This is a genomic window from Arthrobacter sp. Soil763, assembly GCF_001428365.1.
Lineage (GTDB): Bacteria > Actinomycetota > Actinomycetes > Actinomycetales > Micrococcaceae > Arthrobacter.
The window spans coordinates 208,060-229,406 of record NZ_LMSH01000004.1 but is presented as its reverse complement, the minus strand read 5'-3'; the positions used below and the strand labels follow the sequence as shown (position 1 = coordinate 229,406).

12 protein-coding genes and 1 pseudogene are annotated in these 21,347 nt (G+C 71.3%); all 13 read right to left on the bottom strand.

The genetic code is table 11. The annotated features are described in order from the left end of the window. Nucleotides 1-80: 80 nt before the first annotated feature. Complete coding sequence (locus ASG71_RS14065) at nt 81-1,721, bottom strand: serine/threonine-protein kinase (protein WP_056740364.1); 1,641 nt, start codon at nt 1,719-1,721, stop codon at nt 81-83. Continuing rightward, nucleotides 1,718-3,562, bottom strand: coding sequence for an FHA domain-containing protein (locus ASG71_RS14060; protein WP_082575229.1), 1,845 nt, complete (start codon nt 3,560-3,562; stop codon nt 1,718-1,720). Before ASG71_RS14060 ends, ASG71_RS14065 begins: the two co-directional genes overlap by 4 nt. After that, complete coding sequence (locus ASG71_RS14055) at nt 3,549-4,565, bottom strand: PP2C family protein-serine/threonine phosphatase (RefSeq protein WP_056740360.1); 1,017 nt, start codon at nt 4,563-4,565, stop codon at nt 3,549-3,551. The genes ASG71_RS14060 and ASG71_RS14055 overlap by 14 nt, the downstream gene beginning before the upstream one ends. Then, entirely contained in the window at nt 4,562-5,995 is a 1,434-nt protein-coding gene (locus ASG71_RS14050; RefSeq protein ID WP_056740781.1) for an RDD family protein, read from the bottom strand. Before ASG71_RS14050 ends, ASG71_RS14055 begins: the two co-directional genes overlap by 4 nt. 26 nt (nt 5,996-6,021) lie before the next feature. Beyond that, a complete protein-coding gene (locus tag ASG71_RS14045) occupies nt 6,022-8,556 on the bottom strand; it encodes a transglutaminase-like domain-containing protein (RefSeq protein WP_082575188.1) in 2,535 nt (844 codons plus the stop codon). Beyond that, nucleotides 8,553-9,884 (bottom strand): DUF58 domain-containing protein, encoded by a 1,332-nt coding sequence (locus ASG71_RS14040; protein WP_056740358.1) that lies wholly within the window; start codon nt 9,882-9,884, stop codon nt 8,553-8,555. The genes ASG71_RS14045 and ASG71_RS14040 overlap by 4 nt, the downstream gene beginning before the upstream one ends. A 99-nt stretch (nt 9,885-9,983) precedes the next feature. Continuing rightward, a complete protein-coding gene (locus tag ASG71_RS14035) occupies nt 9,984-10,955 on the bottom strand; it encodes an AAA family ATPase (RefSeq protein ID WP_056740356.1) in 972 nt (323 codons plus the stop codon). Between the two features lie 97 nt (nt 10,956-11,052). Continuing rightward, a pseudogene (locus ASG71_RS14030) lies at nt 11,053-17,001 on the bottom strand (Ig-like domain-containing protein); the annotation flags it as partial. Between the two features lies 1 nt (nt 17,002). Next, nucleotides 17,003-17,272, bottom strand: a 270-nt coding sequence (locus ASG71_RS16725) for a hypothetical protein (protein WP_235564107.1), incomplete at its 3' end; no start/stop codon positions are given. 152 nt (nt 17,273-17,424) lie between these two features. After that, nucleotides 17,425-18,633: an adenylate/guanylate cyclase domain-containing protein gene (locus ASG71_RS14025; RefSeq protein WP_056740779.1), complete on the bottom strand. Its 1,209-nt coding sequence runs from the start codon at nt 18,631-18,633 to the stop codon at nt 17,425-17,427. 100 nt (nt 18,634-18,733) lie between these two features. Beyond that, nucleotides 18,734-19,327, bottom strand: a complete 594-nt coding sequence (locus tag ASG71_RS14020) for a PH domain-containing protein (protein ID WP_056740353.1) — start codon at nt 19,325-19,327, stop codon at nt 18,734-18,736. Continuing rightward, entirely contained in the window at nt 19,320-20,237 is a 918-nt protein-coding gene (locus ASG71_RS14015) for a biotin--[acetyl-CoA-carboxylase] ligase (RefSeq protein WP_056740351.1), read from the bottom strand. Before ASG71_RS14015 ends, ASG71_RS14020 begins: the two co-directional genes overlap by 8 nt. A gap of 184 nt (nt 20,238-20,421) precedes the next feature. Further along, nucleotides 20,422-21,327 (bottom strand): SDR family oxidoreductase, encoded by a 906-nt coding sequence (locus ASG71_RS14010; protein WP_056740349.1) that lies wholly within the window; start codon nt 21,325-21,327, stop codon nt 20,422-20,424. Between the last annotated feature and the right edge of the window lie 20 nt (nt 21,328-21,347).

Sequence of the window (21,347 nt, the reverse complement as noted above, 5' to 3'; positions counted from 1 at the left end):
CTTGTTCGGCGCTGGGCCGGTGGGTGCGGGTGTGGTTGCGGGCTGCAGTGCGGGCCGGGTGTGCCGGGCGCCGGGGCGGCTCAGGGTTGGCCGGCGCAGCCGATCGAGTCCTGCTCCAGGGGCGAGGATGCGCCGTCGGAGCGGACAATCATGACTTGGATGCAGGTCTCCCCCGTCGGGTTGGGCTTGACCTGGATGCTGGTCTTGGCGGTCGCCTGGAACTCGCCGTTTCCCTTGGGCGAGTAGGTCCGCCACTTGTAGGCGTCCCCGGGCCGGGGCTGCGGGTTGCGCCAGCTGAAGGTCAGGTTCCCGCCGCCGCCGGGCCGGCCGGCGAGGGCGGCCACGTCCGGGACCGTGCCGCTGTCCAGGGCGTCGGCGGCCGGCTTGCTGACCTGCGCCGTCGCCTGCGGGGCGGGTTCGGGCCGGGTGGTGCCGGCGATGACGCCGATCACCACGGCACCGGCCAGTACCGCCCCGCCGACGATCGAGAGCACGAGGTTGCGGCGGCCGTGGCCGGACGGGGATCCGCCGTCCGCTCCCCCGGCGGCCGCGACGTCGCCGGGGTCCGCCCCGGGCATGCTGGACCGGTTGACCGTGGCGGCGACGTCGTCCTCGTCCACGGGGCGTGCCGGGGCGGTGAAGGAAGGCAGGGCGCCGAAGGCCGGCCCGGCGGAGGGCGCGCGGGCAATGGTGGCGTTGTTGAAGGTGGTCGAGTCGTCCGCTGGCGCTGGCTGCACCCTGACCGGGAAGGTCGGGGCGTGGCCGGTGGCGTCGGGGTCGATCGCGGCCACGCTGCGGACGCGGGTTTCCTCGAAGGTGTCGTCGGGGTGCGCCTCGTCCCCGCGCGGTTCCTCCAGGACCTCGAACGGCGTCACGGACAGGTTCAGCTCGGCCTGGATGCGCTGCAGGGCCAGGGCGAAGGCGTGGGCGGAGCTGTAGCGGGAGGCGGGTGATTTGGCCATCGCCGTTGCCAGCGCCAGCTCCAGCGACTCCGGCACGTCGGCGCGGCCCAGCTTCGGCAGCGGCAGCGTGGTGATGCGGGAGATGAGTTCGCGCTGGGAGTTGTCGGCGCCGGGCAGCACGAACGGGGACCGGCCCGCCAACAGCGTGTAGAGCGTGGCGCCGAGCGCCCAGACGTCCACCAGCACTCCGTCGACCTGACCGCCGCTGAACTGTTCGGGCGGGGACCATGGGATGGACATGCCGGCGTCCTCGTCCTGGTCGCCGGCGAGGGTGCCGGAGATGCCGAAGTCGGTCAGCGCCGGCCGGTTGTAGTCCGTGACGAGGATGTTCGCGGGCTTGATGTCGCGGTGGGCGATGCCGGCGCGGTGGGCGGTTTCGACGGCGGAGGCCACCTGGATGCCGATGGCCAGGACCTCGTCGACGCTGAAGCGCTGGCGGCGGTAGCGGATATCCAGGCTGGGCCGGGAGCAGTACTCCATGGCCAGGTAGGAGTGGCCCGCGTCGGTGATCTCCGCTTCGAAGATCGTCACGATGTAGGGGTGCGAGGACAGCTGCGCCATCAGGTTCGCCTCGGACTCGAAGCGGCGGCGGGCGCCCTCGGTCTTGAGGTCGGAGAGCAGCACCTTGACGGCGACCTTGCGGCGGGGCCGGTCCTGTTCGTAGAGGTAGACGTCGGAGAAGCCGCCGGAGCCGAGCAGGCTGATGTAGGTGAAGCCGGGGATGCTCGGCGGCGGCGCGACGGGACGCTTGGCGTTCACAGCAGCTCCTCGAAACGCAGTTGGATGCCGTCGCCGAGGTCGGCGATGTCGCCGTCGAACAGGATGGCCATCTCGCCCTGGGCGAGCCGCCGAGGGGCCTGGTCCTCGCGCAGCAGCACGGTGCCGTTGGTGGCCTTGAGGTCGCACAGCATCACGTGCCAGCCCTCGAGCCGAACCTCCACGTGTGATCGGGAAATGTCACCGCTGGGGCTCGCCACCTGGACCAGCTTGGGCATCACCGCGCCCTGGACGCGGGACACCGAGGGCTGGCGGCCCACGATCAGCGACTGGTCAAGGTCGATCAGGTCCCCGGTGGAGAGCCGCATGCGGCCCAGCCGGGGGCGCCGGATCTGCACGCCGTCGCCCTGCAGCGCCTGGCCGCAGAACGCGCACTCCGCGTTCGTCGGCGGGTTGGCGTGTCCCTGCGGGCACATCCGGGCCAGCACCATGGGTCCGGTGGCGGGATTCCTGCCCTCCGCCGAGGTCGCTGCGGCGCCGGCGGGGTTCCCGGCCGGCTTTCCGGCGCCGTTGAGGTCGCTCTTCATCACGGTCTGTCCGTCGTGGTCGGCGTCGTCGGACCCGGCCGGTGCGGGGTGCGGGGCCGGCCTGCCCGGCTGCGGCACGGCGGTCGGGGCCAGCAGCGACGGCGGCGCGAGCAGGGACGGCGGGGCCACGGGTCCCAAGCCGGCGCGCGGGGCGGCCGGCGCTGCCGGGGCCGAATGGTCACCGCCGGTGCGCCAGGGCACCGAATCGATCAGTCCGCCGGGCACCGCCGGAGCGGGCGGCGCGGCGGCGGGTTCGGGCTCCCGCGCCGCGGCCGGCGCCGCGGGCGGCAGGACGGCCGACGGCGGCTCCGCCGGCGTCCCGGCACCGGTCGGTCCGGGCACCGCGTCGGCCGGCGCGGGCATGGCGTCGGGCTGCTCGTCGGCGTCGGGGTCCTCACGTACGGCGGCGTCCTCGATGTTGCGCATCACCGTCTGTTCCCAGAGGTGGTCGTAGCTGCTGGTCGGTTCCTGTTCGGCCGGTTCAGCGTCGACCGGTTCGGGTCCGGCCGCGTCGGCGGGTTCGGCGTCGTCCGGGGCGGGTTCGGCGGACGCGGGTGCTGCGGTTTCCGGCTTCCCGGGCCCGGCGGATCCGGCTGCCGCTTCATCGCCGGGCGCACCGTCCAGGCCCTCGTCGGGAAAATCCAGCACCGTCTGGGCGGAGCTGGCGTCGTCGTCCTGCTCGGCGGCGATGTCGGCCGCGGCAGCGGCGAGCAAGTGTTCCTCAACCTGCGCCGGACCGGCAGCTTTGCTGGCCGGCCCGCCGGCGGACGCGCCAACCGGAGCGCCGGCCGGTGACCAGCGCAACTCCCGGAGCAGGACAACACCCTCGCCCAGCGGCAGCGCGGGCGCTCCCCCGGCCGGGCCGGCGTCGGCCGAGGCGTCGGCGCCTGCCTCAAGGCCGGCGTCTGCGCCGGCACCAGAGGCGGACAGGGTGAAGCCGTCCGCGGCGGCAAAGCGCCGTTCGGTCCAGGTGGTGACGTCCCGGCCGCTGAGCGCCGAGGTTTCCCCGCCGGCCAGCCGGACGTCCAGGTCGATGTCGCCGCGCAGGAATACCTGCAGGGATCCGCGCAGCGAGGCGATACCGAACCAGGGCAGCCGGGCCAGCGAGCCGCCCGACGCCGCGGTCACGGCGTCCAGGACCTCGTGCACCTCCGGCTGCCGGGCCAGCAGGGACCAGAGCGAGTCCAGCAGGGCCGGGTCCGTGCCGGGGCGCAGCAGCACCACGGTTCCGGAGCGGACGACGGCCGGCCAGGTCCCCGGGGTATAGCTGATGGCCGGGCGGTCAGCGGTCGGCATGGGGCTCCCCGTCCGGGCGGTCCGCTCCGTCCCGGCCCGCACCGGATTCCGCTGCGCTGCCGGCGACCTCGCCGTCGGGGGCGACGTCGAGCACCTCGGTGCGCGGCAGCGTGGTTTCCTCCTCGGCGTCGTCCGCCGTGCGCGGCGCGGTGTGGGCCCCGTGGTCGCTAGCGACGTTGCTCGCGTCGACCACGATGCAGGTCACGTTGTCCCGGCCGCCGCTGCGCAGGGCGGCCTGGATCAGCTCGTCGACCGCGGCCTGCGGGTCCGGCTGGGCCATCAGGATGGCCGCGATCCGGTCGTCGTCGAGTTCGCCGTTGAGCCCGTCCGAGCAGACCAGGATGCGGTCCCCCTCTTCGACGGGCAGCAGCCAGTAGTCGGCCTCCGTCTCGTCGCCGGTGCCGAGGGCGCGGGTGACGACGTGGCGGCGGGGGTGGACGGCGGCCTCGGCGCGGCTGATTTCGCCGGCGTCGACGAGTTCCTGCACCTCCGAGTGGTCCACGCTGACCTGGCTGAGTTTGCCCTGGCTGAGCCGGTAGGTGCGGGAGTCGCCGATGTTGAGCACCAGCCAGTAGGGCACGCCGTTCTGTTCCACGACGACGACGCCGGAGAGCGTGGTGCCGGCGCGGGAGCCGGTTGCGTCGCGGATAGCGGCGTCGGCCTCGAGCAGGTATTCCTGGACGACGGCGGCCGTGGCGTCCCGCCCGCCGGAGGCGAGCTGCGGGATTCCGGCGAGGGTGCGCACGCAGATGCCGCTGGCGATTTCACCGGCCTCGTGGCCGCCCATGCCGTCGGCGACCGCGTAGACGGGGTCGGAGGCGATGAAGGAGTCCTCATTCATCTCGCGGCGCAGTCCGCGGTCGGTGCCGTAGCCGCAATTGAGCCGCAGGCTGGGGACACTGCTGGAAACATTGCTGGGGACGCTGCTCGGGGCGCTGCCGGAGGCGCGTCCGGGAGGGGCTGCGGCCCCGGCGGGAGGTACGGATGCCGGCTGGGATGTCATGCCTGTCCTAGGTAGAAGGAGCGGTCACCGAAGTGCACGGTGGATCCGGGGCGTACGTGGGTGGGTTCCCCGGGCGCCAGGGCGGTGCGGATGCCGTCGGGGGTCGTGACGGCGCTGCCGTTGGTGGAGTTGCGGTCGGTCACCCAGATGCCGCCGTTTCCGGCCAGCACATGGAGGTGGGTCTTGGAGATGGAGCGGCCCGGGTCGGCCACGGGCAGCAGCTGCACCGCTTCTTCGCCGGGGTGCCCTGCCGGGTTGCGGCCGATCAGCATTTCCCGGTCGAGTTCGACTTCCCGGCCGTCGTCGATCCGGATCCGCGGCACCGCCAGGGTGACGGGGGCGGTGCTGTCGCCGCGGACCTGGGTGCGGTCGTGGTCATCGTCCGGGTGCGGGCTGAAGGCCCGGCTGTTCACGGCATGGCTGCGTGCGGCCTCGATCGGCGCCTGCCCGCCCGGGACCTGCCGGACCGGAGCCGGGGCGACGGTGGCCTGCTGCGCCGCTGCCGCCGTGGCCGGCGGTGCGGGGGCGGGTGCGGGCGGTGCGGCGAGCCGTGCGGCGCCGGCCACCGGCGAGGCGACCTGCTGCACCGGCGGGAGGTCCAGCGGGGCGAAGCTGTAGGGGCCCTGGATGCCGCCGGTGGTGATCGGGTTCCGCCCGGCTTTGACGTCGAAGACGAGGGTCTTGGCGGCGGTGTCGTGCCAGCCGTGCAGTTTGTAGTTGGCGTCCCAGGTGTTGGAGACCACCACGACGACGGCCCAGGCCGCGCCGAGCAGGGCGAGCGGACCGAGGATCCAGAACGCCGCGGCAAACCATTGGAAGACCACCACGAGGACGGCGGCGAGGACGGTGAGCAGCACGCCGGCGCCGGTAAGCAGTCCGCGGATGAAGACCGCTCCCCCGCCGGGGGCGTAGCCGTCGGCGTCAGCGGTGCGGATGCCCACGATGCGGTTGCCCAGGGTGGTTCCGGACCGGCCCTCAAGCACCGCCTGGACCACGAGGTACGCCACGGTAACGCCGATTCCGATCCCGCCGAAGAGCACCAGCGACGAGGTGTCGTAAATGATGGTTCCGCCGCTGCGCGTCCGGGTCACGCCAGCGAAACCGAGCGTGAAGAGCACCGCGAGCAATATGACGGGCCCCGTCCAGTCCAGCACGGCGGCGCCGAGCCGCTTGCCGGCGTCGGCGGGAACAAGTTCCAGCTTGTGTGGCAAAACGGCGCCTCCCCCTTGTGCGTTCGGGCCCGGATGGTGCGGACCCTGACCGTGCAGCGCCGCGGCGGGCGCTACCGGGATAGTACCCGGTGCGGGGTCCGGGCGGCGGCCATTGCGGGCGGCCCGGTTGCTCAGCGGCGCTCCGCAGGTGGTGCAGAACGCGGCGCCGGCGCGGACCGGCTGGTGGCAGCGCGGGCAGCGCTCGACGTCGTCGCTCATGTTTCGGTGCGGATCTTCCTGGCTGGTCACTGCGGTTCCTGGTTCGGGCCGGGCTCCACTGTACTAGCTGGGCCGAAGGCGGCCGGGTCAACCGCGGCCGGGCCGGCCCCGGACGACCCGCCCGCACCGGCGGCACCGGAACGGTTCCGGACCGGCAGCACCGGCCGGAGGCCGCGCAGTTTCAGGGCCGCGCGTCCGTCGGCCAGCAGCGACCGCGGCGAGAAGCGCGCCTGCTGGCGGCGCCAGAACCCCAGCGTTCCGGTCATTTCCTTGAGCGAACCGTCCACGATCTGCCAGTACTCGCGGACCTGGTCCTCGCTGGGCTGGCCCGCGCCGAAGATCGCGGCGTCGGCCCGGCTGGCGAGCAGGGTCGTGGTGTCCCGGCTGGCCGGGAACGCCTCGCCGAGCACGGCGGCGGACTCCCGCCGGGTGGCGCGGGCGTCCACGCCGGCACCGAGGTCGGTGGCCAGGCTGACAACCTCGTTCCAGCCGCCGCCCACGCGCTGGGCGGGGTGGCCGTCCGTGAAGCGCGCCTTCCGCCGCCGCGCCTTCAGCAGCGCGATCAGCAGCAGCGGCACCGCCAGGATGGCCACCGGGATCAGCGCGGTGCCGATCGCGGCCAGCAGCGGGCCCCAGAACAACCAGGGGTTGTTCTTCTTCTCGTCGGCGTCGAGCGCGTCCGGCGCGGAGTCCGGCGGCAGCTCCGCGGGTTCCTGCGGCGGGGGCGGCGGCTGCAGGACCTGCGGCTTGGGCTTGGACTTGGTTTCCGGGTCCGGCGGGATCGGCACGTTGTCCTTGGGCGGGGTGGGGTCGAAGGACACCCAGCCCACCCGGTCGAAGGCGACCTCTACCCAGGCGTGGACGTCCTTGCCGGTAATCTGCACCTCGCCGGCGCCGTTTTCCGGGCTCTTGGGGTCCGGGTAGAACCCCATCACCACCCGGGACGGGATGCCCAGGTGGCGCAGCATCAGGGACATCGCCACCGCGTACTGTTCGTCGTCGCCGAGCATCTGCTTGGCGGTGAGCAGGTTCCGGATCCGGCCGGCGCTGTGGCCCGAGACGCTGGGCAGCTGCCCGTCCGCGATCAGGCCGTTGCTGAAGGCGCCCTTTTTCTGGAAGTGCGCCTCGATCTGGCGGACCCGGTCGATCGCGGTGGGCGCGTCGGCAGCGAGGTCGTTCGCCTGCGAGCCGACCACCGGCGGGACTTCCGCCGGGTCCGGCAGCGGGACCTTGGCGAAGTCGTACTGGGTGAGCTGGCCGTGTTCGAGCATCACCGGGTCCGCCACCTGGACGCTGTAGGAGTCGCCCTTGGTCAGTCCCCGCGTGGTGACGGCGGTGTCCGTGCCCGCGTTGAAGTACAGCCCCGACGCGGCGCCGCTGCCGTCCCGGTCGAAGCTGATCCCGGTGGTCTTGCGGCCGCCGGGCAGGAAGTAGCCCTGGTAGTCCTCGATCGTGATGCCCAGGGTGTAGTTGTTCGTCGGCACGATCCCGGTGGAGTCGGCCAGGGTGTTCAGCGACTTCGCGTCACCGACCTTGCTGAAGCTGCCGGAACCGTTGGGGTCCATGTTGTAGTTCGTGCCGTTGAAGGAGTCCAGTGCCGCGAGCCGGACCCGGGCGTCCTTGGGCAGGCCCTTGACCAGGAAGAGGTTGTCGTCCTTCTTGTCCTTGACGAGGTTCCGGAAGCTTGCCAGCGGGGTGATGTAGTCCTTCGGGTCGAACGGCGGCACGATCGTGTTGCGGAGCACCTTCCGGTCGTCGGCGGCGGTCACCAGCGGGGAGGCAACGGCGGTCACGGCGACGGCGGCGGCGATCACCGCCGCGGCCGTGCCGGTGCGCCGCAGCCGAGCGGTGCGCAGCGCGGACTGGTCGGCGTCCGGCCGGTTGACCGAGACGGTGCGGGTGTCGTTGCGGCGCAGGGCGTCGCGGCGGAACGTCGCCCAGGCGATCGCGACGACGGTCAGCGCGATGCCGCGTTCGACCGTCAGGAAACCGGCGCTGGTGCTGAAGGCGATGCCGGTGACGAACAGCACCAGCACCGGCAGCAGCGGCCAGTACGGGCTTTTCAGCCGCCAGCTGAGCAGCCCGGCGGCGAGGGCGGTCAGCAGCGAACTCAGGAACGGCACGATCAGGGTCCCGCCGGCGGTGCCGACCGGCACGCCGACGGTGAGCATGTCCTTCCAGGCGAAGACGACCCCGGCCAGCAGCGTCCGCAGCGAGTCCAGGCTGGGCAGCACGCCGGCGATCGACGCGTCCGGGACGGCGAGTGCGGTCCCGAAGACAAGGTATCCGGCCAGCGTCAGCGCGGCGGTGATCAGGGCTCCCAGCCGGAAGTGGACCTTCGCGGCGGCGACGCCGAGCCCGAGCAGGATGCCGCCGAACCCGGCGGCCAGGTAGTAGGGGTCCCCGCCGAAGCTGGGGCTGAACCCGAGGACGCCGAGGCCCAGCAGCACGGTGAGCGCTCCGGCGTCGAGCGCGTAGTGCCAGGCGGGCTGGCCGGCGAAACCGGAGCGGCGCGGGGCCGGGGCGTTCCGGCGCGGGCGGAGGCCGGTCGGGGCGCTCATGCGGCGGCCTTGCGGAGCACGATGGCCAGTTCGGAAAGGTCGCCCAGGGTCAGGACGGTAAGGTCGGCGATGTTGGCCCGGGCGGGGGCGGCGCCGGCCTGGACGCGGACTGCCAGGCTGCGCACGCCCGGCGGCACCGAGGCTGCGGCGGAGCGCAGCTGGGTGGGGGTGACGTTGCTGCCGACGACCAGGAACACCACGGAGGCGTTCGGGACGGTGTCGGCCAGGCTGCGGGCCAGGTCGACGGCGTCCTTGCGCGCCGGGGCGCCCACGATCCGGGTCAGGCCGTCCAGCAGGTTCCGGCCAGTCTCGCAGCGCAGCGGCCCCTGCTGGGTGAGCACGTCGAGGTCGCGCTGCTCCCGGATGGCCTGCAGCCCGATCGAGCCGGCGGCGGAGACCGCGAGTTCGAACTCCTCCTCGGAGGCGTACTCGTCCGTGTTGGTCGAGAGCGCGACCGCCAGGTGGGCGCGGCGGGTTTCCTCAAACTGGCGGACCATGAGCTTGTTCGTCCGGGCGGTGGTCTTCCAGTGGATGTGCCGGCGGTCATCGCCCGGCACGTAGTCCCGCAGGGCGTGGAAGGAGACGTCCGCGCTGGAGAGTTCGGTGGTGGGCATGCCTTCGAGGTCGCGGATGAAGCCGGCGGCGGAACCGCCCAGGGCCACGGTCTTGGGGTGCACGTACAGGTCCTCGGGTTCGGTCCACAGCACCTGTCGGCGAAGCAGGTGCAGCGGGTCGGCGCGGACCGAGCGGACCGGGCCGACGACGATCACGGCGCGGCGGGCGGTGGGGATGGTGAAGAGGTCCTCGTGGGCCTGCCCGGGTTTCATCCGGGGCAGGTGGAACACGGCGGTGGCCGCCCCGACCGGCAGTTCCAGCGCGGCGGGCAACAGCGGACGGGCCGAGGTGTTGGTGACCGCAATGCTGCCGACGGCGCTGTCCCCCACGGCGACGCGGGTCCGGGCCAGGTCCAGCAGCACCCCGTAGGAGGAGCGGCCCAGGATGAATCCCACCGCGAGGAGCAGCAGCACGAAGGCAGCGATCGCGGCGGCCTTGGCCTCCTGCCAGCCGTACGCCTGGCCCAGGGTCCACAGCAGCACCGCGCCGGCCAGCACGGCCCAGCCGAGGCCGCTAACGACGGAGAGCACGGGCGCCACATGGCGGCGGAAACGGTCCCGGACAGCGCGGCCGGCGGGGGCGAGCGCCAGGGCGGCGGTGCTGCTCGCCTGGGACCAGACGGCTCCGGGGTGCAGCCGGGCGGGCGTGCCGGCCCGGGACAGCGGCTTTTTCAGGCGTTCGGTAAACCGGGTGAACGCGGTGCCGGTGGACATATGGGTGCCTTTGTTCGTGCAGGGGCGGGGCCGGGGCTGCCCCGCTGTGTGGGCGGACGGTGGCGGGCCGGGGTCACCCCGGTCCGGCGGTGGGACCTTCTAGACGGCGGCGCGCTGTTGCGGGGCGGCGACCTCGGCCAGCACCCGGGACAGGACGGCGTCGGCCGTGGCGCCGGAGAACTCCGCTTCCGGGTCCATCACCAGGCGGTGGGTCCAGACGACGGCGGCGAGGTCCTTCACGTCGTCGGGCAGGACGAAGTTCCGGCCCTGGCTGGCGGCCCAGACCTTGGCGGCGCGGACCATGGCCAGGGCGCCGCGCACGGAGACGCCCAGGCGGGTCTCCGGGGCGTTGCGGGTTTCCTCGCAAAGCCGGGAAATGTATTCCAGCACCGCGGTGTCCACGTGGGTGGTGGCGGCGAGGTCGGCCATGTCCGCGACGGCCTGGGTCGTGATGACGGCGCCGATCTCCCGGGAACGGTCCTTGAGATTGGAGCCGCCGAGCAGCTGCACCGTGGAGGCGTGGTCCGGGTAGCCGATCGAGGTCTTGATCAGGAAGCGGTCCAGCTGGGCTTCGGGCAGCCGGTACGTGCCGGCCTGCTCGATCGGGTTCTGGGTGGCCAGGACCATGAACGGCCGGCCCGCCTCGTAGGTCGCCCCGTCCACGGTGACCCGGGATTCCTCCATGACCTCCAGCAGCGCCGACTGGGTCTTGGGCGAGGCGCGGTTGATTTCATCGGCGAGGACGATGTTGTTGAAGATCGGGCCCTTGTGGAACTCGAACTGCTGGGTCTTCTGGTCGTAGATGGTGACACCGGTGACGTCGGAGGGCAGCAGGTCAGGGGTGAACTGGATGCGGTTGTTCGAGCCCTGGACGGTGGCCGCGAGGGCGCGGGCCAGGGAGGTCTTGCCAGTACCGGGGGCGTCCTCGAAGAGCACGTGGCCCTCGGCAAGCATTGCCGTGAAGGTCAGCCGGATGACGTGGGACTTGCCTAGTACCGCCTGGCCCACGTTGGCAACGAGCTTCTCAAAGGTGCCGGCAAACCATTCGGCCTGCTCAGTGGTCATCGTCATGGGGTGGTTCCTTTTCCGTTCGGGTCAAGCGTGGGGGTGTCCGCCGGCCGCGGCTTCCTGCGGTGTCCGGCGTTTAGTTTAGGTGAGGGTCCGGTGGTCACCGCTGCGGCATCCCCGCGGGCGGGGTGGCGCCGAGGCTGGTGGTGTCGCCGCGGGCGAAGTTGCCGGCGGCGGGCCCGCTGGTCAGGTGGTACCAGAGCCGGCCAGAGGAGCCCCAGCGGACGTAGTAGTCCGCCTGGGCCGTGATGCCGGTGTCGAACCACTTACCCGGGCTGATGCACTGGTCCGGGTTGCTGTTGCGGTAGCTGCTGGTGCCGCTGTTGGGCTCCGTGCAGGTCCGCACCGGGGTGGCCCGGATGTCCCACGACGTGGGCTGCGGCGGCTTCGGCTCCGCGCCGCTACGGGAGGTGTCGCTGCCGACCCGGCCGGGCTGGCCGGCAGCGATGGCGCGGACCCGCAGCGTGTGGGTTTCGCTGTACCCCACGCTCTTGGAGAAGGAGCGCTGCTGCGTGGACTGCCAGCCTCCGCCGTCGAGGCTGTACTGGTAGCCGGTCACGGCCCGTCCGTTGCCGTTGGGCTCGTTCCAGGTCCAGGACACGGTCTTGTCCCCGGGGCCGGCGCTGCCGCTGCCCTTGACGGTGGGCGCGAAGGCGAGGCCGTAGGGGTTGACCGTATTCGAGGGCCTGCTGGCGTCACCTGCGCTGGAGCTGCGCGACGAGACGGCCCAGACGACGACGGCGGTGGAGGTTCCGTTGGGGGCCGCCACGACCCCGCCGCCGGCCGGGATGGTGCCGCTGCCGCTGCCGGAGGTCAGTTTGTACCGGTAAGTGATTTCCGACGCGCTCGAGCCGTTGCGCTGCGCCGCGGTGAGCGGCGTGAAGCGCACGTTGATTTTTCCGCCGTCGCCCGCGGTGTCCACGAGGGACGCCGTCGGTGCGCTGACCATGGCGGGTTTGCCCACCGCACGCACAGCTGCCGACTGGGCGCTGGTCCCGGAGGTCCCGGCCTTGTTGGTCGCGGAGACGGTGAAGGTGTAGTCGGACTCGGAGTTGTCGACCGTCACATTCTGCGAGGTCCCGGTGACCTTCTGGGTGGCCACGACCGCGCCGCCGCGCAGGGTGGTGAGCGTGTAGGAGGAGATGGCGTCGCCGTTGTTGTCGGGTGCCGACCAGTCAACCCTGAGCTGGCTCTGGGTGCCGACGGACGGGGCCGCCGTGGCACTGGGCGCCGCGGGGGTGGCCGGCTTGCCCGCCGGGGTTTCCGCCGCCGAGTAGGCGCTCCACTCGGAGGGTTCCTTGGCGTCGTTGCGGGCCAGGACGCGGACCTTGTAGGCCACGCCGTTCTCCAGGCCCTTCCAGACGTAGCTGGTGGACGTCAGGTTCTGGAGCTGGGCGTTCTGGCCCGGGGGCGCAGGCGAGATCTCCAGGTCGTACGACTTGACCGGGGACCCCTTGGAGGCGGGGGCGGTCCAGGCGACAGAGAGCTGCTTATCGCCGAACTTCAGCGACGGCGCGGCGGGGGTATCCGGCTTGACGTCCGGGCGCACCTCGGCCGACGCCGGGGACCGCTCGGATTCGTCGATGGCGTTGGTGGCCGTGACCTGGAAGTGGTACTTGGTGTTGTTTGTCAGCCCGGTCAGGGTGCAGGAGTTGGCCGGGCAGTCCTGCCGGAAGCCGTTATCGCCATAGACGGTGTACTTGGTGATTGGGGAGCCGCGGTCCGCCGGCGCGGTCCAGTTCAGCAGGGCGGTGCCGTCACCGACGCTGGACGCCAGCGGCGTTGTGGGGGCCTGCGGCTTGTCCTTGACTGTCAGCCGGATCCGGGCGGTGGCCTGCCGGGACGGGTCGCCGGTCTTGTCGGCGACCGTGTAGGACACCACCATGGTCCCGGAGAAACCCTCAGCCGGGGTGACCACGACATTGCCGCCGTCGACGCCGACGTTCCCGGACCCGGTCTCGGTGGTAGCCGCCACGATCTTCAGCGGCGTCTCCGGGAACGGGTTGGCGTCGTTGGCCAGCACCGGAACGGTGACGGGCTTGCCGGCGGCGGCGTTGGGTTCGAGGTCGTCGTTGGCCACCGGCTTGGGCCGGTTGGAGGCTGTTGCCGTCAGCTGGTAGGTCGCCGCCGCTTCCAGTCCGCGGCGGTCCTTGGCGGTGACCTGGACTGCGCCGGTGGCCCCGGCGTCGGTGCCGTCCTTGGCGGAGACCTTGAGGGTCTTGCCGTCGATGGAGGCGTTGAATCCGGCCGGTGCGTCTCCGGCCAGTTCGTACTTCATGTTGTCCACGTCGCCGTCGTCCAGGTCGGTGGTGAGCGGTGCCAGGTCGGTGACGACGGTGTCGCTCTCGGGCACCTCCAGCTGGCTGCCCAGCAACTCCGGCGGGTTGTTCCGGTTCGGGTCGGGGAGGACCTTGGTGCGGATGCTGAGCGTGGATTTCAGGCCGGCCGGATCATCCGGGCCGGTGCCGTCGGTGACTTCGAAGCTCAGCGAGCCGGGGCCGGCGTAGTCTTTCCCGGCCGTGTACTTCAGTGCGGTGCCGCCGCCCGCGACGGGGTCAGAGCCGTCGGCGCCGATCAGCTTGATCCGGTCCGTCTGGGTGATCCGCGGCGAGCGGCCCTCGCGCACCTTGACCCATTCCTTCAGGTCCACGGTGACGGACTGGCCCGCGACGACTTCCACGACCTCGTCCTTGGCCAGGGTGGGGACCTGCTGCCCCAGCCCGGGGACCCAGACGATGGCGGTGGACTTCTGCCCGTCAACGTCCTCGACGGTGTACGGGATCAGCTGCGGCTGCTCGGTCAGTTCCACGATCAGGTTACCGTCGGGGCCGGGCCGGGCGGTTTTCGCCTCGGTGCCTACCTGGAGGTTTTCACCGACCCCGTCCGGGTCTTCGTCGTTCTTCAGGACCGGCACGTCGACGGCGGTCCTGCCGAGCGTCTGCGCGGACGTGACCCGGTCGTCCCGGGCGATCGGGGCCTGCAGCGGCACGTTCTTCTGCACCTTGACGGCAACGGCGGCCTGCGCGGTGGCGCCCCGGTCGTCGGCGACCTTGTACCGGACGTTGACGGTGCCTTCCTGGTTCGGGGCGAGCAGGATGATCCGGCCGCTTTGCTTGCTGACCGTGGCCTGCAGTTCGGCGGCGGCCTCGATGCCGTTGGTCAGGATCCGGATCGGGTCCCCGTCCGGGTCGGTGTCGTTGCCGGCGGCATCGACGGCGATCTGCCGGCCGGGGCGGACGGCGACGGCGTCGTCCACCGGCGTCGGCTTCTGGTTGGTTTCCCCGCGTGGGGCGATGCCGACGGTGACGGTGCCGGTGTTTACGGCGCCCTGACGGTCCACGACCTTGTAGCGGAACGTGTCCGTTCCGGCGCCGTCACCGGCGGCGGTGAAGTCGATGAAGGTGCTGCCGGAGGTGGCGGTGCCCATCGAGGGGGTGCTGTCGATGCCGGTGAGCTGGACCGAGTCGCCGTCGGGGTCGATCCCGTCGAGTTCCACCGGGATCCGGACGGTGCCGCCGGCGACCACGCGGGCGGTGAGGTTCTTCGGTTGCGGGCGTGAGTTTTCGGCCCCGTCCAGCGGCAGGATGTGGATGGTGACGGCGGCGGCGCTCTTCTGGCCCTGCGGGTCCACGGCGTTGTAGATGGCCCGGACGGTCTTGGGCACGGCGCCGGCGATGAAGCGCAGCGTGTTTTCGGAGACGAAGCTCTTGCCGTCGGCGGCGGGGACGGGCTGCGGCAGCACCGGGTCCACGGTCAGCTTCGCGCCCTGCGGGTGCGTGTCGTTGGCCAGGACGGGGATGGTGACGACGTCGCCGGCGCGCACGTTCACCTCGTCCGGTTTGGGCTGCGGGGCCTCGACCACGGCGGGGGCCGGGACGGGGACCACGGAGACGCTGCCGGTGGCGGACTTGGTGCCGTTGGACATGGTGTAGCGGAAGATGAAGGGGTCCTTGCTGCCGCTGATGTCGGTGACCCGCAGCACGGCGTGGTCGATCACGCTGACCGAGGCGGTGGCGTTCTCCGGCAGCTGCACGGACTGCAGCACCAGCACTCCCCCGGCGGGGTCCGAGTCGTTGGCCAGCGGGTCCACCAGGACGCTGCCGCCGGCCGGCAGCAGGGCGACGTCGTGCACGGCCACGGGGTCGCCGGTGTCCTTGCCGGATTCGACGTCGACGCGAATCAGCCCCTGGGTGCTTTGCGGGCCGTTGCTGGCGATGTAGGTCAGGTAGACCGGCCCGGGGGTGTCCGTGCGGAAGGTGAAGGTTCCGCCGTCGGTCACCGGGCCGAGCTGGGCAGTTCCGGCCGCCTCGACCTGGGCGAGGCGCAGCGCACCGCCGTTGGGGTCGACGTCGTTCTTCAGCGGGGCGATGACCAGGTCCTGGCCTACGACGGCGGTGACGTGGTCCGCGTTGACCACCGGCTGCAGGGCGCCAGGGGGCTGGACGTTGACGATCACGCGGCCGGTGGTGGTGGCGCGGCCGTCCCAGACCGTGACGGTGACGGTCTTCTTGCCGGGGGCGGCGCCGGCGTCCTGGTAGCTGAGCAGCCCGTCGCGCCGGACCTTGACCTGGTCCTGGTCGTTGTCCGCCTTGGCGTCGAGCAGCACCAGGTCGTCGCCGTCGGGGTCGGTCCAGTCAGTGAGGATGTTCTGGCTGACCGCCTTGCCCTGCTCGACCAGCATGGTGGTGGGTTCGCCGCGTTTGAACAGCGGCGGCTTGTTCTCATCCGGACCCACGACGTTGAGGGTGATGCTGCCGGCGGCGGAGAGGCCGCGGCCGTCCGCGGCGTTGTAGCCGAAGGTTTCGGTGCCGGGCTTCGCGTCGGCCGGGACGCTGATCTGGAACGCCGTGCCGCCGTAGATGTTCTGCAGCCGCCCCGAGTCGGGGCCGTTGCCGGCGACCGAGGCGGTGAGCACGTCGCCGTCGGGGTCGGAGTCGTTGTCCAGCACCGAGAGCACCGTGGTGCGGCCCGGGCGGACGCCGACGGCGTCGGGCCGGGTTTCCGGCGGCCGGTTCGGCTTGGTGCGGTCCGGCAGGACGTTGATGGTGTTGTTGTCCGCGGATTCCTGGTCCTGGTCATCGGACTGGTTTTTGGGCGGGATGACGTCGTCCCAGTTGTTCACCAGCTGCATGTTCTGGTTCACCAGCCACACATTGCCCGAATTCACATCATTGAGCACCACCAGRTCCCGGTTCACCCGGAACACATACGACGGCGACGCCGACGCCTTCGGCACCGCCACATTCTTATCATCCGCATCGTTGGAGCAGTCCCGGACGTACTTGTTCGCGCCCGCCGGCACCCCCTGCCCGCCGAAGGTGACAGTCTTGGCCGTCGACCCGTCCAGCGGCTGCTCGACCAACGCCTTCGACGTCGCCACGGCCACCGCGTCCGCATCCGGACCGGGCTGTTGCAGCCGAGCCTCCGCCGCATCCGCCAGCGCGACCTCACGCCCGCCCGGCAACAACAACTTCCCCCGGCCCGCATCAAGGACCACCGGCCGGTCCCCCACCACAGTCAACTGGATGCTCCCGGCACCCTTCAGGGACTCCCACGTGCTGGCCTGCGACTCCGTCGCCCGGCCGTCGGCATCCACACTGGTCACCGTCACCAGTCCCGATTCCGGATCAGCACTGTAGATCCGGTCATCGGAGCCGACCACCGACACCATCCCCTGGCCGCCCGTCACAACCGGGTCCAGGTTCTCCTCATCGAAACCGTTCACCGTCGACGGCGACAACGCCCACACCCGGCCACGCCCCGGATCTGTCACCGCAATGACCTTCGACCCGAAACTCACCTCCGCCGAGCCCGGCAGCTTCTTATCCCCGCCCAACCGCATCTGCGCCGCCGACACCTGGTTCAACGTCGAACCCGCAGCATCATCAACAAACACGGTCCCGGCATCCTGCAGSACATCAAACGACGTCGACGCCGGCGTCACCGCACCATCAAGAACCCGCGACGGATAATTCAACCGCCCCACCGCGTTCTTCGACTTCGACACCACCCACACACCGCCGTCGTTCAACTCCACCTCAGCGGTCTTNCACCGCACCATCAAGAACCCGCGACGGATAATTCAACCGCCCCACCGCGTTCTTCGACTTCGACACCACCCACACACCGCCGTCGTTCAACTCCACCTCAGCGGTCTTRAACCCCGGATACAACACCGCAGCCACCACCAACACCACACCCGCCACCACAAAAGCAGCAACAGACAAGAGGGTGCGGGGAAGGCGGAGGCGGCCCTGCGGCCGGGCAGCACGGAACCCGGGGCGTATTTTTGCCCGCACGGTATTGAGGATGCTGTTCATGGTTCTGCTGTCCCCCGGTGTCACGCCCTGGGCGCGGTGGAGTGCCGCTGCGTGGGCTGCTACCCACGACTATGGCATATTGGCTATCGAATTGAGAAACCCCCGGGGTCCGGTCTGCGGACCCCGCCGGGCAGCTGGTGTAGCGGGTGCCGTCAGTCCAGGACCAGGCCTTTGCCGCTGCCGCGCTGCAGCTCCACCGGGTGGATTTCGCCGAAGCCGCGGACGTTCTCCGCGTCCCGGGGCAGCAGCACGAAGCGTTCGTCGTGCTCGAGGGCCGCGGCGGTCATGGAGTCCACCAGCACCGTGCCCGGGTCGGCCAGGGCGGTGAGCCGGGCGGCCAGGTTCACGGTCGGCCCGTAGATGTCTCCGAGCCGGGACAGGATCCGGCCCCAGACCATGGCGACGCGGGCCTGCGGCAGGATTTCGTCTTCGTTGAAGGCCTGCGAGAGGGCCAGTGAGATTTCGGCGCCGGCCGCGGGGGTTTCGGCGATGTAGAGCACTTCGTCGCCGACGGTTTTGACGAGCCGTCCGCCGCCGACGGAGATGATCTCCGCGCACTTGTTCTCGAAGCGCTGCACCAGCTGGGCGAGGGTCTTTTCGTTCATCCGGCGCGACAGGCTGGTGTAGGAGACCAGGTCCGCGAAGCCGACGGCGCGGGCCAGCGGGAGCGGGGCGTCGTCCTCGTCGCCTTCGCGGCCTTCCTCGCTGGAGGCCAGTCCGGCCTCGGCGCGGACGGCGAGACGCTGCACCCCGGCGTTGAGCTGGCGGCGCCAGGAGTAGACCAGCATTTCCTCCAGGGCGTCCACAAGGGAGGGAAGTTCACTGACCAGCCGCTTGCGGGCCACGGCGTCGGTGACCCCCTGCTTGTGGACCATGTCCTCGACCAGGGCCTCGATCTGCCAGACCACCATGCGGTCCGTCATCTGGCCGATGGCGCGGGTAACGGAGATGGCGGCTTCCTCGGTGAGCTTGCCGGCGCGGACGAGGTCCACGATGGTGTTCAGCGCGGTCTGGTCGCGTTCGGTAAAGGCCACGTCCTCGTCGCCGAGGTTGGGAAAGCCCAGGGCGCGCCAGAGCTTGCGGGCGGAGAGCAGCGACAGCCCCGCCCCGGCGGCGACTTCGCGGCGGCGCAGCTTGCGTTCGCCGCCGAGCAGGCGCTGTTCGAGGGCTTTGGCGGCCAGCCGGTCGGCGGAGAGCGTGCCGGTGGGGGCGGCGGCGGGGGCGGCGGTGTCGGAAGCTGTGTCCGGTTCCTCGTCGGCGGCCTCCGCGCCGGAGCCGGCAGGGTCGTCGGGGGTACCGGGGGCGTCAGCGGGATCGGGGGCGTCGAACGAATCCGCGCTGCCGCCGTCGTCATCTGGCATCGACTCCAGGACGGCGGCTTCCAAGGCGGCAGGATCGACCACCGCGTCGGGGACGTCAGAAGGTTCGGCGGCGAGGAGTCCGGCGTCGGGGTGCATGTTCTCAGCGCTCATCTCTTCCACCTTCTCTCCTGTCATCGGGCCAGCCGGCCGGGCCGTGCAGCGCGTCGCCGCCCGGCACGTCGTCCTGCGGAAGTTCCTCGATCGCGTCGAGGATGAAATCCCGGAACGTCATGACCTCCGGAACGTCCGGAATCACCGCACCGCCCGGGTGCCCGGTTTCCAAGGATATAGTCCCCGAGCGCAAGGACCGTTGGAGCAGGGTCTGTTCGACGACCACATTACGGACCGCTCCCAGGGGAACCTGCTGGTCCCGCCGCCGCCACAGGCCGTGGCGGGCGATCAGGCGCTGGCTGGTCAGGGTGTACCGGCTGGCATGCCAGGCCAGCACGCGCGGCAGGCAGTAGGCCAGCAGCACCCAGCCGGCCAGCGCCAGGCACGCGCCCAGCAGCCACGGCGTCCACTCCGGTGTGGCGGCAGGAACCAGCCGGGCCGGTCCGCCCCGCAGGATCCAGGCGCAGGCGAAGGCGGTCGCGGCGGAAATCAGGATGAAAACCAGGGCCGGAGCAATCAGTGTCCGGGGCTGCGGGCGGGTCACGACGATCACTTGCTCGCCCGGGAAGAGCTCTTTACGCATAGCCGCTTTCGCCGCTGGTCGCGCCGGGCGGGGTCCACGGGCGCAGGTGCACGACGTCGCCGGCGGTCACCACGTGTTCGTGCCCGGCCGCGTCCACCACCAGCAGGGAGCCGTACTCGTCCAGCCGGGTAGCGTGGCCGATGATCTCGTGGTCGCCGGGCAGCTGCGCGCGGACCTGTTTGCCGAGGGTGGTCAGGACGTGTTCGACCCGCTTGTGCAGCGACGGGCCGCCCGCCAGGCCGGCGGCCGGGTCGCCGTCGGCGTCGCAGAAGCTGCGGTAGAGGGCCGCGAAGCGGGTCAGGTAGCCCTTGAGCAGCTCGGTCCGGTCCGACGTCGCCGGGTGTTCGAGCAGCACGGAGGTCGCGGTGGGAACCGGGAGCTCCGCCTCGGTGAAGGTGACGTTCAGGCCGGTGCCCAGCACCACGGGAGGCGCGGCGCCGTCGCCGATCGGGCCGAGCTGGGCCAGGATGCCGGCGATTTTCCGGCCGCGGACCAGGACGTCGTTGGGCCATTTCAGTTCGGCGGGGAGCCCGGCGGTGTCCTGCAGCGTCTCCCGGAGCGCCAGCGCGGCCAGCAGGGAGAGCCAGGAGTAGCTCTGGGTCGGCAGGGGACGCCCGTCGGCGTTGACCGGACGGAGCACGATCGAGACCGACACCGAGCTGCGGGCGGGGGCGTCCCAGTGCCGTTCCAGGCGGCCGCGCGCCGCGCTCTGATACTCCGCGGTGAGCACGGACAGGTCCGGCCAAGCGCGCGGGTCGACGGTGACGCCGCGCAGCAGGTCAGCGTTGGTCGAGCCGGTGGTTTCCACGACGGTCAGCTGCGGGATTCCGGTCCCGGCGAGGAACGCGGCGTCGCCGAGCGCGTCCTGGTTCAGGGGCGGGCGGTCCGGGGTCTCCTGCGCGGCTTCCATGCCTTGAATCCTACCGAGGAACTGCCACCGCGGCGCCGGACCCTGCGCCGCGGAACTCCCCCACGTTTGAACCCCGACGCCGGCGCGCCGGGCCGAAACGCCGAGTGGTTCCGGCGTCGAACCGGCAAAAGTGGGGAATCTCGGCGGTACGGCCGGCCGCGGACGGCGGGAAGCCGCAGGGAACTCAGAGGAAAATGTCAGGAACCAGCCGGTCCTCCGGCGCGCCGAGGCTGTACGGGGAGAAGTCCGTGACCCCGGCCGCGGCCAGCACCTGCTCGTCGGTGTAGAAGTTTCCGCTCCAGCTGCCCGATGCGGGAATCGCGTTGCCAGCGGTCAGCACCGCGTGGGCCGCGTCGGCCATGATCTGCGGTCCGCGGGCGCCGCGCACGATCTGTTCGCCGCCGGGCATGTTGCGGATCGCGGCGGTGTCGATCAGGGTGCAGGGCCAGAGCGAGTTCACGCTGATCCCGTCCACCTTCAGTTCCTCGGCCAGGCCCAGGGTGGTCAGGCTCATGCCGTACTTGGCCATCGTGTAGGCCAGGTGCATGCCCGCCCACTTGGGGTCCAGATTCAGCGGCGGCGAGAGCGTGAGGATCTGCCCGGCGCCGGACTCGCGCAGCGCCGGCAGGGCGAGTTTGCTCAGCAGGAAGGTGCCGCGGACGTTGATGTCCTGCATGAGGTCGTAGCGCTTCATGTCCACGGCATCGGTCTTGGACAGGTCGATCGCGGAGGCGTTGTTGAGGACGATGTCGATGCCGCCGAAGCGTTCGGTGGCAGCGGCCACCGCGCCGGCGACGTCGTCGTCGTTGCGCACGTCGCCGACCAGCGGCAGGGCCTGGCCGCCGGCCGCTTCAATCTGCTCAGCGGCGGTGTAGACGGTGCCTTCGAGCTTGGCGTGGGGCTGGCCGGTCTTGGCCAGCAGGGCGATGTTGGCCCCGTCCCGGGCAGCGCGGAGGGCGATCGCGAGGCCGATGCCGCGGCTGCCGCCGGACATCAGGATGGTGCGGCCGGCCAGGGAGCCCGTGGCCCGGTAGGGGCTCTGGTGCTGCGCGGGGCCGGCGGTGTCCGGAGCGTCGTTGCTTGAAGTCATAGGCCCACTTTAGCCGATGT

Bases quoted from the DNA above. Each gene is read 5' to 3' on its own strand.
- ASG71_RS14060 (WP_082575229.1), bottom strand. From the start codon at position 3,562: ATGCCGACCGCTGACCGCCCGGCCATCAGCTATACCCCGGGGACCTGG.
- ASG71_RS14055 (WP_056740360.1), bottom strand. From the start codon at position 4,565: ATGACATCCCAGCCGGCATCCGTACCTCCCGCCGGGGCCGCAGCCCCT.
- ASG71_RS14050 (WP_056740781.1), bottom strand. From the start codon at position 5,995: ATGAGCGACGACGTCGAGCGCTGCCCGCGCTGCCACCAGCCGGTCCGC.
- ASG71_RS14045 (WP_082575188.1), bottom strand. From the start codon at position 8,556: ATGAGCGCCCCGACCGGCCTCCGCCCGCGCCGGAACGCCCCGGCCCCG.
- ASG71_RS14040 (WP_056740358.1), bottom strand. From the start codon at position 9,884: ATGTCCACCGGCACCGCGTTCACCCGGTTTACCGAACGCCTGAAAAAG.
- ASG71_RS14035 (WP_056740356.1), bottom strand. From the start codon at position 10,955: ATGACGATGACCACTGAGCAGGCCGAATGGTTTGCCGGCACCTTTGAG.
- ASG71_RS14025 (WP_056740779.1), bottom strand. From the start codon at position 18,633: ATGCCAGATGACGACGGCGGCAGCGCGGATTCGTTCGACGCCCCCGAT.
- ASG71_RS14020 (WP_056740353.1), bottom strand. From the start codon at position 19,327: ATGCGTAAAGAGCTCTTCCCGGGCGAGCAAGTGATCGTCGTGACCCGC.
- ASG71_RS14015 (WP_056740351.1), bottom strand. From the start codon at position 20,237: ATGGAAGCCGCGCAGGAGACCCCGGACCGCCCGCCCCTGAACCAGGAC.
- ASG71_RS14010 (WP_056740349.1), bottom strand. From the start codon at position 21,327: ATGACTTCAAGCAACGACGCTCCGGACACCGCCGGCCCCGCGCAGCAC.